The sequence below is a fragment of the Gottfriedia sp. S16(2024) genome, assembly GCF_050473765.1.
Lineage (GTDB): Bacteria > Bacillota > Bacilli > Bacillales > Bacillaceae_G > Gottfriedia.
On record NZ_JBFLUO010000001.1, the window covers coordinates 2,566,132 to 2,579,333 of the forward strand.

Consider the following 13,202-nt stretch of genomic DNA (forward strand, 5'->3'; position numbering starts at 1 on the left):
AAATGGTGAAGAATATGAAGCGATTTAATTTATCATGGGAAGTAAAAAAAGAGCATAATGGAATTTTACTTAGAGAGTTTCTTAAATTAAAGGAGCTCTCTAAACGTGCTCTCACAGATATAAAATTTCAAGGTGGAAAAATTACCGTAAACGGTGAGGAAAAAACTGTCCGTACAATTTTAAAAGAATTAGATCTTGTACAGATCTATTTTCCAATCGAGAAACCAAGTGAGGAACTTATAGCTGAAGATATTCCTTTTGAAATTGTTTATGAAGATGACGCTGTATTAGTCATAAATAAACCTTTTGGAATACCAAGTATACCTTCTAGAGAGCATCCTAGTGGAACCCTTGCAAATGGATTATTATTTTATTATCAAACAATTGGGCTCCAATCTACCATTCATATTGTAACTCGATTAGATAAAGATACTTCGGGATTAATGTTAATTGCTAAAAATCGTTATATTCATTTTTTGTTTTCGAAAAATGAATTAAAAAATGTACAAAGAAAATATTTAGCAATTGTTCATGGACAAATGAATGATACAGAAGGGGTAATACGAGCAAAGATTGCTAGGAAAAGTGATAGTATTATCGAGAGAATTGTTTCTGAAGAGGGGCAAGAAGCAATCACACATTTTAATGTCCTTCTCGTAAATAGAGACAGCTCAGTTGTTGAATTAGAATTGGAAACAGGTCGAACACATCAAATCCGCGTACATATGGCTTCGATTGGACATCCATTAGTCGGGGATGACTTATATGGAGGGAATACTGATCTATTAAAAAGACAGGCGTTACATAGTTATCAATTGTCATTTATTCATCCGATTGATCATACGGAAAAAAACTTTGAAATCGCTTTACCTGTTGATTTAAAGAGCTTATTGGAATCGTGAATGTCAAGTAATAAATTTGTCTAAATTTTGTATAAATTATTGACAATTTATGAAATATAGATTATTTTTAGTATGTAGTGTTTCTCCATGGGGATGGAAGAGACTAATATATTAAGCTGATAAGTGAGCGCTTACATTATCAGCAAAAAAGTAGGTTCCGATTAGAAACCTACTTTTTTTGTATCTATTTAAGCTAAAATATTCTATTAAAGGGTCAGCATGACTTTCCTAAACTCTGCTTTCTTTTTCTTCGTAAAAACTAAATTTTTCTTCAATGTATGGCATTGAAGATTGTACTTGAGTATATGTACGTTCTGGATACGAAAATGCTGTTAGTTTACCACCAAAGACAGCGCCAGTATCAATATTAATTGTATTATTTAATTCTCTTGGTTCCTTAATAGGAGTATGACCATATACAATTAATGCTTTACCTTTATACTCTTTAGCCCAATCTTTTCTTACGGGCATTCCATTTGGAAGCACTTCACCGTTAATATCTCCATATAAAACGAATGTTTTAACATTATTTGAATGCTTACCAATCATGTCCTCACGTATACCAGCATGACTAACAACTAATTTTCCATTGTATAAAACATTATAAAGTGGAGAACCTTCATAAAGTTTTATAAACGATGTTTGATAATGGCTCCTCTCCTTATCACTAACTGACTCTAATTCAGCAACTGTTGTTTCAAGTCCATGTTGAATTTTTACGTTGCGACCAAGAAAATAACGATAAAGTTTATTACAATGATTCCCTGGTGAATAATGTGCTTTCTTATGCTTCATCACAAGTTCATATACTACTTTTATTACTGCAAGCGAATTAGGTCCTCGATCCGTTAAATCACCAACAAAAACTAACTTTCGATTTTCAGGGTGAACAGGAATATTATTCTCCCACGAATAACCAAGTTTTTTAGTTAATTCAACAAATTCATTATAACAACCATGAATATCACCTATAATATCGTATTTCATTCTATCAATCCTTTTAGTCTGTTATTTCAACAAGTAATATTCGTAGTATGCCCCAAAAAAAGCAGCGTCAAAGAACTTTCCAAGTAGCGATATTGCTAAATAAAAAAAGAAGGGGTAAAGATCTTCATTAGATCTTTACCCCTGTCTTTTTTGTTTCTCTACTCTATCAGAACATATATTTATTTGTTCTAGATCTTACATTAAGGATGAATCCAATTGCAAGTAGGTTAGTTGCTAGAGAACTTCCTCCGTAACTTACGAATGGTAGAGTAATCCCTGTAATCGGTAGTAGACCAATCGTCATACCAATATTTTGGAAAATCTGGAAAGTAAACATTCCGACTACACCAGCACAAAGATAACTACCAAATTTGTCGTTACTTTCTAAAGCAATATGAATCATGCGATAAATTAATAAGAAGAATAATGAAATTACTATACTTGCTCCTATGAACCCGTATTGTTCACAGATTACTGTGAAAATAAAATCTGTATGTGGTTCAGGGAAGTATGCTTCACCGTGATGGAACCCTTTACCAGTAAGTAAACCAGAACCAGCTGCCATTAATGCTTGAGTAAGCTGATATCCTTGAGAAGGATATTCATACGGTGCTAACCAACCGTAAAAACGATTTAACTGGTATTCCTCAAGTATATGCGAAGTGAAAAATTCAAAATGATAAAAGTATAGATAAACCATGAAAGCACCAAGACAAATCGTTAATACAACTAGTCCAAGAATATAGCGCCAACGAATTCCAGAAACTAAAATCATTGTTGCGATAATTGCGCACATAACCATTGTATTTCCTAAGTCAGGCTCTTTCGCAATTAGTAGTAAAGGAGGTAATGAAATACCGAATATTTTACCTAATAGTAAAATATCTTCTCTTTTTCCACGAACAGCGTACGTTTCATTATGTCTTGAAATAATCGTTCCTAAAATAATGATCATAAAAATTTTCATTAATTCAGATGGTTGGAAGTTACCGATACCAGGTAATGTGTACCACGCCGTTGCACCTTTGATAGTTTTAGCACCTGGGATATGCAGTTCTAATCCAAGTAGCAGGAGTAGTCCAATTCCATACATATACCAAATAACATTTTTATATCGATCAAAATCAATAATCATAATTAAAGCAATACCAACAAGTCCAATGATATACCATTTAATTTGTTGTCCAGCGAAATTGATGTTTCTTAGATTTGCAGGAAGGCTTGGCATTGCACTAGTAATTGCAAGGTAACTTACAGCGGCAATACAAAAAAGGATAAAAAGTAATTTGAAATCAATTTGAAAGGGAGATGTACGGTCTTCCTTCATGTCCTCACCTCTCTATAATAAGTATTATTAGTATGCTTTTAAATAGGCACATTTAATGTACGACAATCATCATTATAATTTATTTTCGTCCTTAAAGGAATTCAAAACTATAAACTCTTTTTAAATAAACTATTATATTTATATTTTTCACTTTAAAATATAAATCGGCAGCTAGGAATAGTACTCGACGTGGTAGCCAATTCTAGGAACAAAGTATAAGTGCAACTACGCCTCTGACTTCGCCTAAAAGGCTCGTCAGTCGACGAGTTTTCTTTATGTGGATAAAGCTAGATATAACTTTACTATTTTCAATTCATCGTATTTGTGCTACTATTTTAGTATCTAGTACTAATAACTAATAATAAAGGAGATGAATAATATGATTTCATTGCAAGGCAAAACTTTTGTTGTTATGGGTGTTGCAAACTTCCGTAGTATCGCTTGGGGTATTGCACAATCATTACATAGCGCGGGAGCAAATTTAATTTTTACATACGCAACTGAAAGATTAGAAAAAGGTGTTCGTGAATTATCTGACTCATTAGAAAATCCAAACAATCTTTTAGTTCAATGTGATGTAACTAGTGATGAGGATTTAGCAAAATGTTTTGCATCAATTAAAGAGCAAGTAGGCAAAATTCATGGTGTAGCACACTGTATCGCTTTTGCTAATAAAGAAGATTTAAAAGGTGATTTTGTAGACACAAGCCGTGATGGGTACTTACTATCACAAAACATTAGTGCTTACTCTTTAGTAGGAGTAGCTCGTGAAGCAAAACCATTAATGGTTGAAGGTGGAAGCATTGTTACGCTAACATACTTAGGTGGAGAGCGTGTAATGCAAAACTATAACCTAATGGGTGTATCTAAAGCAGCTCTAGAAGCTTCTGTACGCTATTTAGCAAACGATTTAGGGAAAGACAATATTCGCGTAAACTCAATCTCTGCAGGGCCAATCCGTACGCTTTCTGCAAAAGGTGTTGGCGACTTTAATACAATCTTAAAAGAGATCGAAGAAAAAGCTCCATTACGTAGAAACGTAACACAAGAAGAAGTAGGAGATTCTGCCTTATTCTTATTTAGTGACTTAGCAAGAGGTATTACTGGAGAAAACATTCATGTTGATTCTGGATACCATATAATGGGATAAGAAGAGCAAGAAAAATAGAAGTCTTTAATGGCTTCTATTTTTTTTCGTGTTTTTAATGAACATACTTTAACTAAGGTTCTTGAGTAAGTAAGAGAGCGAGAAGACGAAAATAACATACTCATAAGGTGTTCATGAGTAAGTAAGAGAGCGAGAAGACGAAAATAACATACTCATAAGTGTTCATGAGTAAGTAAGAGAGCGAGAAGACGAAAATAACATACTCATAAGGTGTTCATGAGTAAGTAAGAGAGCGAGAAGACGAAAATAACATACTCATAAGGTGTTCATGAGTAAGTACAACAGCGAGAAGCAGAAAGTAACTAACTCATCAGATTAGAACGGATGTTGCTCATCTCAAATTGGAGATGAGGGAAGGCTAAAGATCCCTTTGGAACGAAATAGCTCAGCTCATGCTCCTATTTAAAGCGTACATCATGCAGTGGAAAAAAGCGTCCTTCCTTTTCCTTATATAGGTAAACATTCGGTTAGGGAAATTAACCTGACATATTAGTCAAATAAAAAAAGTGCCTTCTTATGATGGTCATAAATAGGCACTTATCTATTTTAAATGTGGCATTTTAATTTTAATTAATTCTTACGGAATAAAAATTGATTTTAAGTGACGAAGACCTACTAATTTGCTTTCTCCTCTAGATGTAGTCAACTCTATGAAATTTGAGTCAATGGAACTCAACTTACCTATATATTCGTAATTTTCTCCACTGTTCATTACGACTAATTCACCAATCAACTTATTTAATTGAACGTCTAACGTGCGTGCTAAAGGGATATTAGAAGGATTAACAGGTAATAAATTATGACTTAACATATAAGGGGTTTTTTCAGTGAGATACGGGGTTAACCACTTTAAATGCTGTAGGGATATATACATGATTTTATAAATCGGTGAATAGAATACGAAGTAATTATTCATGATGGTTGTAATAAAGCCATGAAAAGAACGATTATTTGAGAGATTAATTTCTACAAAAATCCCTTTGGCAGCAGTTAATACTTTACGTAAAGATAACTCATCTTTTTCGTGTTCTAATTCTTGTAGGGAAGGGACAACACCAAAGGATTCTTCGAGTGTACTTTCACTAAGATTATGAATATGAAGTAGTGGAATATAAAGGAAATTTTCACCATTGAAAACAACTAATAAATCATTTCCAACTTCAATTAAGATTCCATCAACATTACTGTTACCAGATATTTCAATTGTAACTTGTTTGTTGAGAAAATTTTTGAAACTTGCCATGATTTTCTCCTTTCTTAAAAAGATAAATCATTATTATTCAGACATGTTCATTTCTGAAAAAGGATTTTCAATTTTATTAATATGGACATATCAATTAGGATGATAGTTTGTCTAAATAAAATCAATCATTTCATCTAAAGGTTGGCAAGGTAGATAGTGCCTGTCTTATATGAATGAAAAAAGATTATTAAGTTTGAAAATTTTATAGATGGATCAGTTATTTCATAACAGCATACTTCCAATGATCTATTGATTACCACTCAAAATTAAGTATAGTTTCAAATTACTTTATAATGGTTTTACATAATTAGAATGGCATCGAGGGTCAAAGTTTTATAAAAAAGGGTCGTTTTATTTCATAAAACGACCTTTCTAAACATTATTTTCTTCTTCTTAATGTTTGGCTTGTCGTATTACTTCTTTCGTAAACTTCAAATTTTTCTCCGAAACTTACACTTTTTACATGATAAGTAGCAATATACACTAGTTCATCGTTAAAAGAAATTTCTACATAATCATGGTTTGCATCAAGAAGAATGCCTTCAACTTTGTCGTGGCCACCGCGATTAATTTTTACCCATTGTCTAACTTGAGAATTTAATAAGTCTACAAAACTCTCGTTTGGTAATAATTCAATCGTATTGTACATTTCATCAAAAGATAATTTACCTTTAGCAAATGAAGTTACGCTTTTAATATGAGTATAAGGGAAGTAGATTACACCTTCAGCCTCTGTAAAAAGAGCAATATGTGTTCCAAATGCACCAATTAATAAACCTTCTTTAGATTCATGACCTCCTCGACCAATTCTAACTCCTTTACCTACGAATACTGAGAATAACTCTTTATTCACTTTTTCATCGCTCCTTGTTTTTTCTGTGCGGTTACAATGTATTTATATGTGCCCTGTCAATTGTTTGTACTAGGATATTTGTCCAATTTATATGAATATGTATAAAATTAGTCAAGTGTTGATAGGCAAATATTTCGTATTTCTATCAAATTTGTAGGTTACTTGTTTGAGAAAAAAGTAACATGATAAATATTGTCTGTTCATATAATTTATGAGAGCACACTTACGAGGGAGGAACAACAATGGCAAGAAAAGAGTCTAAAGAAGGTGTAAAGCCATTATTATATATTGCGCAGCCGGATTTTCAAGAAGCCAAGTTGAACGTACAACACTCTTATGTGGTCAAAGTAAATAATCAGGATCAAAAACAAAAGGATAAAAAATATGTAGCTCCTAAATACGAAGAAGTTGAAGAACTAGAAGAAGTAGAGGAATTAGAAGTTGTTGTGAATTTAGATGAACAAGAAGAGCAGCAAGAAGAACAGCAAGAAGAACAAGTCGAAGCAGACAATGCTTGGATGAAAAAACCATTTAAAGCTATGACGAATGAAGAAAAAGTTTTATTTATGATTAATAAGCCTCATTATATTCCAAAGGTTGAGTGCCGAATTCGAACAGAAAAAGATTTATTTATTGGCTATATTATGGGTTACAACGAAGGAAAGGTTTCAATTAAGGTTTCTTCAAAAATAAATGATATCGAATTGGATATTCAAAGTATTGTAAGTATTCAAATGGTAGGTATTTAAGGCGTTAAAAAGGTGGTAGATACATGATCTACCACCCATAGTTTTTTAGTTTACATTAAACTTACAGATTTGAAACGTGTACGTCACGTAAGCATTGGATTGCACAGAAGCAATCTAAGTCAACAGTTACACAAGTGTTTGAAGCAACAAACATGTCAGATTCTACTAATTCGCAGAAAGTATTTTGATTTTGATTTTTGTTTCCGCCGCCTTGGTTTTGTTTAACTGGAACTAGTGCTCTTAATACTGCACAGCAATCTTCATCTACACTTTCAACACGGAAAACAACTGTATCTTGGCAATTGTTGACTTGAGCGTTTTTGTTTTGGTTTTGATTGCCGTCTTGATTTTGATTATTAGCTTGTTGAGCCATAACTGCCATCATATTATTATTAAATGCTGGTACTCTAAATAATTCACCGTTTGCTAAATACAATAGGAAAGGGCGAGTATTTGCAAGAGGGACATTAGGGTTAGCACCTAAGAATGGAACGTCACAACCTGTTGGGCAAGTGTGTGTTGCGCAATCTTGTAGATCGTTTATGAATTTTACAACGTCACATACACAGTGGTTTCTTTTTTTGTCGTGGTTGTCTTTGCAACTCATCTTTTTCACTCCTTATCACTTTTAGATGGATATTACATTAACTATGATATTAAGCAGGCGAAAAACGGTTACTGAAGATTATTGCTTTTTTAGATAAATGGGCTTAGGAGCAGAGTAGTACAGTTAAAGCTAGAAGGACAAAGAAGAGATTAGATCTGTAAAAGGGGAATAGGGAGAGTAAAAAAGAGAAGGGGAGGAGAAGGGTTGGAAGGGATTAGAGGAGCATAAACGTAGGGTAAGGAAGTGAGATTATTTACCCCTTGCATCCATATCCCATGTCCTTCGTACTTAACATGGATATAAGTTGGTTGTTGCTATTCATCTTAATTTTGGCAAGCTTTCGATTGACTCGTTTAGTTGTTCACGATAAAATAACAGCTTTTCTAAGAAGACCTTTTATTGATGAAATAACTCTTGAAGAAAATGGGATGCCAGTTACTTATACAAAGATTAAAGGAAGTGGAATTCAATACTTTTTTGGTGAGTTATTAAGTTGTACTTGGTGTAGTGGAATTTGGTGTACAGCGTTTTTACTATTAATATATGTGTTCTTCCCACATGTGGGAGAGTTCATCATCATTTTATTAGCTATTGCAGGGGCAGCAGGCGTAATAGAAACGATTGTTAATAGACTGAATTCGTAATTTTAGGTAGAACGATTGAAAATTCCTTTCATATACTATTATGAATAGACTTATATAGGAGGGAAGATATGTATAATCAAGGTCAAGGTCAAATGACTCCTTATCAATGGCAACAACAACAACAACAGTACCAAATGCAACAACAAATAATGCAACAACAACAAATGCAACAACAAATGAATCAAGCGAACTATAACCCATATTACCAAGGCGCTCCGGCCGGCTATGTGAAAAAATCAGGTTGTGGCTGTGGCAGTAGAACAACTAGACGATAATCCATAAAAATAGGTGAGCATATTTTGCTCACCTTAATTTTTTGTACTTATTTATGATAGTTGGCAATATTATTTTTTATTAATAAAACGTCGAATTAATCTTGATGAATTAGCTTTTTTCCCTCTTCTTTTTTGAAGAATCGATAAGTATAATAGCTTTCTAGCTCTTGTACATGCCACATAAAGAAGGCGACGTTCTTCTTCTAGTTGATCTGAGTTGCCATTTTTTAAAGATTCTAAAGCATAATCATGAGGGAATCCGCCGTCTACAACACCTAGAATATAAACATAATCATACTCTAATCCCTTTGAACGGTGAGCTGTTAAAAGCGAAATATTACCTTGTGATGACTGATTTTTTTTCTGCTTATATTCTTTAAATTTAGCAGAGATATGAAATGCGTGATCAACAAACTCTCTAATTGATTTGAAATTTTTGCTTACGACTTTTAAATCTCTTAAATCATCAGAAGGTCGTTCGATTTTATTAGACTCATTTCCACGTTTTTTAATATAGTCCATAAATGCTGGACTTTCTTCAATTCGCTCAATTGCATCTAAAGGAGATGCATGTTTTAAATAACGTAAAATCTTTATAAGGTTTTCAATTTTTTTAATTTGAAATGGTGCTGCACTTTTAATAGTAGTGAATGCCTCTAAGAAAGATAGATTTTGCATAACACTATTCATTTTCGCATCTTGAAATGCTTGTTGTTTTAGAAAAAAGACAGGTAATATTTCCTTCAATGCTGCTTGGTGATCCTCATCTCCTATTAATAGTAGGAAAGAGATCATTTTTCGAATAATCGGTCGATCATAAAATGAGTCACCATCTTGATCGATTGTAAACGGTAAGCTTGTTCCAATTAATCGTTCAAAAACAGCCCTTGATGCAGTATTAGTGCGATACAAAATTGCAAATTGTCCTGGATTTGCACCGTTATTAATTTTTTCTTTCATATCATTAATAATCATCGTTGCTTCTTCTTCTTCATCGTATGGAAAGAAGAAAGAAGGTACTTGATCGTAGTCATATTGAGCATGCATTGATTTGACAAAGCGGTTTTTATTAGGCTTAATAACTTCGTTTGCTAATGATACAATCCCGTGGGTGGAACGATAATTTTCACTTAAATGATAAATTTTAGATCCTTGGAAATGTTCTTTAAAGTCTAAGATAAACCTAGGGTCACTTCCTCTAAACGCATATATTGACTGATCATCATCACCAACAGCTGTAATGTTTTCTGTATGTTGAAATAGGATTTTTAGAATATTGAATTGGATTTTATTAATATCTTGAAACTCATCCACTAATAAACATTTAAATCGATTTTGATAATGTAAAAGTAATTCATTATTTTCATTTAACATTTCAAAGCAACCGAGTAACATATCGTCAAAATCAAATTGACCGTTTTGCTTTTTTAATGATTCATAGCCTTCATAAAGAGAAGTAACTTGTTCTTCCCAAGCATCTTTTGATCTAATCTCATGTGGATAAACACAAGAGTTCTTCCATAAGCCGATTTGTTGAATAGCTTGGTCGTATGCAAATGATTTTTCATCAATTTCAAGTCGTCGACCAATTTGCTTTAACATGATCTCCTTTTGAAAATCCGATTTAATTAATCGACTTGAATCCCATTTTGCTCGATCAAACCGTAAAAGCATTTTATAGAAAATACTATGAAAGGTACCGATTTCCATTTGTTGAATAGGGTAACCTAGACCTTTCATTCGTTCTTTCATTTCTGCAGATGCTTTTGACGTGAATGTTACGAGCATCATTTCATGCGGGAGTATACCGCTATTCATTAAGTGCATTGCTCGTGTTGTAATGACTCGTGTTTTACCACTTCCGGCTCCAGCAAGTACAAGTAATGGCGAACCGATATGTGTAACAGCATTCCATTGTTGTGAATCTAATGAAATTTGATTGATTACAAATTCATCCGTTTTTTGTTCATTTTTTTTATATGGTGGAATATTGTAAAAAGGTAGTCTGTTAATAAATTGATTTTCATCTATTTTTTCGATTGTAGCTGTATTTGAAATCGAACGCTTAGTAGGTAGTTTAATAATACGATCGTTAGTATTTTCGGTAGTAGAATTATTATGTTCAAATCTAGCAACAATTTCTTGCTCCAACTCTACGGTATGATTTATACATGCTAGATTTTGCTCTTTGTTTATATGATAAAAATGAGGAATATCATAAATAGTTAATGTGAAGCTTAATTTTTGATGGCAATTAACACATTTAACTTCCCCGCGAATACTGGCTTGATATATTTCCTCATATCTTGATCGAGGGAATTCTGGTAAATAGATTGATTGATTTTGATAGTTTGCAATTTTCATTATTTTCCCCCTTAAAATTAAAGCAGACTCATCTATGTTACCAAAAAGATTTGTGTACGAAAAGTGAATTTTAATGGGAAAAAAGTATCTTTTCATCTGGATAGAACTAAATACATTAGTATGATCGTTATTTGTCACATAGCCTCGAGTATAGTTTTTTATTTTCCCATGAAAAAACTATGATTCAATTGAATCATAGTTTTAAGTGTGTTTAATTTAATTTTAGTTTCATTTCGGCATGTGGAATACCAGCTTCAAAAAATATTTCGGAAGAGATTGCATAACCTAATTTTTCATAAAAAGGAATGGCAGATTCTTGTGCGTGTAGGACTAATTGATTTAAGCCTTTTTCCTTTGCAGTTTTATGAATTAAGTACATAATTTCATTCCCAATTTTTTTTCCTCGATAGTTACTTAAAACGCAAATTCGCTGAACTTTTCCAGTCGATTCGATTAATCTAAGTCGACCTGCAGCAATCGGCTGTTCTCCATCGTATGAAACAAAATGTATACATTCTTCGTCAAGGCCATCAAACTCTAATTCTCTTGAAATTTGTTGTTCCTCTACAAAAACTTCTACTCGTACTTTAAGAGCGTCTTGTATACTTGAGTCTGTTGCTGCGACTATTGTGCGAATGCTCATTTTTTTGCCCCTAATTTAAATGTTTCATACACTTCCCAAGCACCGTTTTCTAATTGGTAAACTAATTTAAAGTTATCTACTACTTCATTGTAACTAAATTGAATCATGCGTAACTGGCCTAGAATATCAGCAAATTCAGCATCTTGTAATTGCTGACCGATTGTAATATGCGGTATGAATGCATAATCTTTTATTTCTGGGAAAGCGCCAGTGTGCATTTTTTCATGAAGCTCTTTTAATGCTTCAACAGGTGTAACTTTTAAATAGATGACATTATTAACTGGTGCAAAAGAACTTACTTTATTAATTTCCAATTCAAATGGTTCAATTTGACTCGCAATTTCATTTAATTGTGAAATAATATTTGGAAGTTGCTCTTCGTTTAATTCGAATCCACTTCTTAATGTAACATGAGGAGAGATTAACGTATAAGCTGGATCAAAACGTTTTCTATACTCATTAGCCTTTTCTTGAACGAAATTAGATGGGAAAATAACAACGCCACATTTCATAAAAATTACCTCCTGTTTGTAATACTTTATATTTTAATTTGAAAAAATTAACAAAATAAAAATAACTAATTTTAATTATACCAAATTTTTTGAAAATCGCTAAGTTTCACGAATTATTTTGCTAAACTAATTTTTAATACATCTTCAAGTTGCTTTTCCCAGTTTGTCCAAGTATGGTCACCTTCATATTCTGAGTAATGTAATTCTACAGGGAAATTTGCTAAATATTCCTTTAACTGTAAACCACCTTTGACAAAATTAACCCATTGCTTACTTGGTGTGAAAACATTATCTTCTTGTTTTCCAACAGTTTGAACAATAGAAAGAATCGAATTTAATTTTGTATTCTTTAAAAATTCTATTACATCATCGTTCACAAATGGTGATTGCATAATGACTTGTCCAAATGTATTAGGATATGTAAATGCAGCTTGTAATGAAACAGTACCACCTAATGAATCGCCGATTAATGTTCTGCTATGGGCTAATCCAAGTAAAGGTAAATGATCATCTAAATATGGAAGTAATTCTTCAGCTAAAAAACGAATATAGTTTTTTTGACCAGGTTGAGAAGGGTGGTATAGTTTAAAGCGCTCATCTGGTGAAGAATATGGTATACCCACTATAATTGTAGGCTGAATTGAACCTTCTTTTGTTAATTTTTCAATTACTCGATGAACTTTTCCTAAATTAAAATAATCTTGTCCATCTTGGGCAATTAATAAGTGATGTTTTATTAACGGAGTGTGCATGCTTGAATAGTATATTGTAAATGTTATTTCTTTTTTAATGTGCTCACTATATAATGTATGTTCTTCTCTAGTACCATTTGTTTGAATCATAAAATGTCTCCTCTTCTTTTCCCTAGGATGATATAATTAGATGTTACTTCATACAAAAAATTTAGAAAAGCAAAATGTATTAAACG

14 protein-coding genes are annotated in these 13,202 nt (G+C 32.6%); 5 read left to right on the forward strand and 9 right to left on the reverse strand.

The features are described from left to right. The first annotated feature begins 14 nt into the window (after positions 1 to 14). Positions 15 to 902: an RluA family pseudouridine synthase gene (locus AB1282_RS12025; protein ID WP_429899164.1), complete on the forward strand. Its 888-nt coding sequence runs from the start codon at positions 15 to 17 to the stop codon at positions 900 to 902. Positions 903 to 1,130: 228 nt separating this feature from the next. On the opposite strand, the gene prpE is transcribed toward AB1282_RS12025, so the two are convergent. Then, on the reverse strand, positions 1,131 to 1,889 hold the full coding sequence (prpE, locus tag AB1282_RS12030) for a bis(5'-nucleosyl)-tetraphosphatase PrpE (protein ID WP_056473656.1): 759 nt from the start codon (positions 1,887 to 1,889) through the stop codon (positions 1,131 to 1,133). A 166-nt stretch (positions 1,890 to 2,055) separates the two neighbouring features. Beyond that, positions 2,056 to 3,216: an FtsW/RodA/SpoVE family cell cycle protein gene (locus AB1282_RS12035; protein ID WP_056473658.1), complete on the reverse strand. Its 1,161-nt coding sequence runs from the start codon at positions 3,214 to 3,216 to the stop codon at positions 2,056 to 2,058. A gap of 379 nt (positions 3,217 to 3,595) precedes the next feature. Here AB1282_RS12035 and fabI point away from each other — a divergent pair, with 379 nt between their 5' ends. After that, positions 3,596 to 4,366 (forward strand): enoyl-ACP reductase FabI, encoded by a 771-nt coding sequence (gene fabI / locus AB1282_RS12040; RefSeq protein WP_056473660.1) that lies wholly within the window; start codon positions 3,596 to 3,598, stop codon positions 4,364 to 4,366. Between the two features lie 595 nt (positions 4,367 to 4,961). On the opposite strand, the gene AB1282_RS12045 is transcribed toward fabI, so the two are convergent. Together AB1282_RS12045 and AB1282_RS12050 are read right to left on the reverse strand one after the other, a co-directional pair. Beyond that, positions 4,962 to 5,627 (reverse strand): hypothetical protein, encoded by a 666-nt coding sequence (locus tag AB1282_RS12045; protein WP_056473661.1) that lies wholly within the window; start codon positions 5,625 to 5,627, stop codon positions 4,962 to 4,964. Positions 5,628 to 6,006: 379 nt separating this feature from the next. After that, complete coding sequence (locus AB1282_RS12050) at positions 6,007 to 6,480, reverse strand: hypothetical protein (RefSeq protein WP_056473663.1); 474 nt, start codon at positions 6,478 to 6,480, stop codon at positions 6,007 to 6,009. Positions 6,481 to 6,722: 242 nt separating this feature from the next. Between AB1282_RS12050 and AB1282_RS12055 the strand changes: the two genes are divergently transcribed. Next, on the forward strand, positions 6,723 to 7,229 hold the full coding sequence (locus AB1282_RS12055) for a CotO family spore coat protein (RefSeq protein ID WP_056473665.1): 507 nt from the start codon (positions 6,723 to 6,725) through the stop codon (positions 7,227 to 7,229). A 61-nt stretch (positions 7,230 to 7,290) separates the two neighbouring features. Here the strand turns inward: AB1282_RS12055 and AB1282_RS12060 are convergent, their stop codons facing one another. Next, positions 7,291 to 7,836: a CotY/CotZ family spore coat protein gene (locus AB1282_RS12060; RefSeq protein WP_056473666.1), complete on the reverse strand. Its 546-nt coding sequence runs from the start codon at positions 7,834 to 7,836 to the stop codon at positions 7,291 to 7,293. Between the two features lie 293 nt (positions 7,837 to 8,129). Here AB1282_RS12060 and AB1282_RS12065 point away from each other — a divergent pair, with 293 nt between their 5' ends. Together AB1282_RS12065 and AB1282_RS12070 are read left to right on the forward strand one after the other, a co-directional pair. Continuing rightward, complete coding sequence (locus tag AB1282_RS12065) at positions 8,130 to 8,480, forward strand: DUF1360 domain-containing protein (protein ID WP_056474236.1); 351 nt, start codon at positions 8,130 to 8,132, stop codon at positions 8,478 to 8,480. A gap of 68 nt (positions 8,481 to 8,548) precedes the next feature. Then, the gene (locus AB1282_RS12070) at positions 8,549 to 8,755 is read left to right on the forward strand and encodes a hypothetical protein (protein WP_056473669.1); all 207 of its coding nucleotides are present in this window, start codon (positions 8,549 to 8,551) and stop codon (positions 8,753 to 8,755) included. Positions 8,756 to 8,824: 69 nt separating this feature from the next. Here AB1282_RS12070 and AB1282_RS12075 read toward each other — a convergent pair whose 3' ends face one another. The 4 genes from AB1282_RS12075 to AB1282_RS12090 all read right to left on the reverse strand — a co-directional run bounded on the left by AB1282_RS12075 (position 8,825) and on the right by AB1282_RS12090 (position 13,116). Beyond that, on the reverse strand, positions 8,825 to 11,119 hold the full coding sequence (locus AB1282_RS12075; protein WP_056473670.1) for an ATP-dependent helicase: 2,295 nt from the start codon (positions 11,117 to 11,119) through the stop codon (positions 8,825 to 8,827). A gap of 211 nt (positions 11,120 to 11,330) precedes the next feature. Next, the gene (locus tag AB1282_RS12080) at positions 11,331 to 11,762 is read right to left on the reverse strand and encodes a GNAT family N-acetyltransferase (protein WP_056473672.1); all 432 of its coding nucleotides are present in this window, start codon (positions 11,760 to 11,762) and stop codon (positions 11,331 to 11,333) included. Next, positions 11,759 to 12,274 carry a YjcG family protein gene (locus AB1282_RS12085; protein ID WP_056473673.1) on the reverse strand — a complete coding sequence of 172 codons (516 nt, stop codon included), beginning with the start codon at positions 12,272 to 12,274 and terminating at the stop codon, positions 11,759 to 11,761. The genes AB1282_RS12080 and AB1282_RS12085 overlap by 4 nt, the downstream gene beginning before the upstream one ends. Positions 12,275 to 12,387: 113 nt before the next feature. Continuing rightward, entirely contained in the window at positions 12,388 to 13,116 is a 729-nt protein-coding gene (locus tag AB1282_RS12090; protein WP_056473676.1) for an alpha/beta hydrolase, read from the reverse strand. Positions 13,117 to 13,202 lie beyond the last annotated feature (86 nt).

Bases quoted from the DNA above. Each gene is read 5' to 3' on its own strand.
- AB1282_RS12025 (WP_429899164.1), top strand. From the start codon at position 15: ATGAAGCGATTTAATTTATCATGGGAAGTAAAAAAAGAGCATAATGGA.
- prpE (WP_056473656.1), bottom strand. From the start codon at position 1,889: ATGAAATACGATATTATAGGTGATATTCATGGTTGTTATAATGAATTT.
- AB1282_RS12035 (WP_056473658.1), bottom strand. From the start codon at position 3,216: ATGAAGGAAGACCGTACATCTCCCTTTCAAATTGATTTCAAATTACTT.
- fabI (WP_056473660.1), top strand. From the start codon at position 3,596: ATGATTTCATTGCAAGGCAAAACTTTTGTTGTTATGGGTGTTGCAAAC.
- AB1282_RS12045 (WP_056473661.1), bottom strand. From the start codon at position 5,627: ATGGCAAGTTTCAAAAATTTTCTCAACAAACAAGTTACAATTGAAATA.
- AB1282_RS12055 (WP_056473665.1), top strand. From the start codon at position 6,723: ATGGCAAGAAAAGAGTCTAAAGAAGGTGTAAAGCCATTATTATATATT.
- AB1282_RS12060 (WP_056473666.1), bottom strand. From the start codon at position 7,836: ATGAGTTGCAAAGACAACCACGACAAAAAAAGAAACCACTGTGTATGT.
- AB1282_RS12065 (WP_056474236.1), top strand. From the start codon at position 8,130: ATGGATATAAGTTGGTTGTTGCTATTCATCTTAATTTTGGCAAGCTTT.
- AB1282_RS12070 (WP_056473669.1), top strand. From the start codon at position 8,549: ATGTATAATCAAGGTCAAGGTCAAATGACTCCTTATCAATGGCAACAA.
- AB1282_RS12075 (WP_056473670.1), bottom strand. From the start codon at position 11,119: ATGAAAATTGCAAACTATCAAAATCAATCAATCTATTTACCAGAATTC.
- AB1282_RS12080 (WP_056473672.1), bottom strand. From the start codon at position 11,762: ATGAGCATTCGCACAATAGTCGCAGCAACAGACTCAAGTATACAAGAC.
- AB1282_RS12085 (WP_056473673.1), bottom strand. From the start codon at position 12,274: ATGAAATGTGGCGTTGTTATTTTCCCATCTAATTTCGTTCAAGAAAAG.
- AB1282_RS12090 (WP_056473676.1), bottom strand. From the start codon at position 13,116: ATGATTCAAACAAATGGTACTAGAGAAGAACATACATTATATAGTGAG.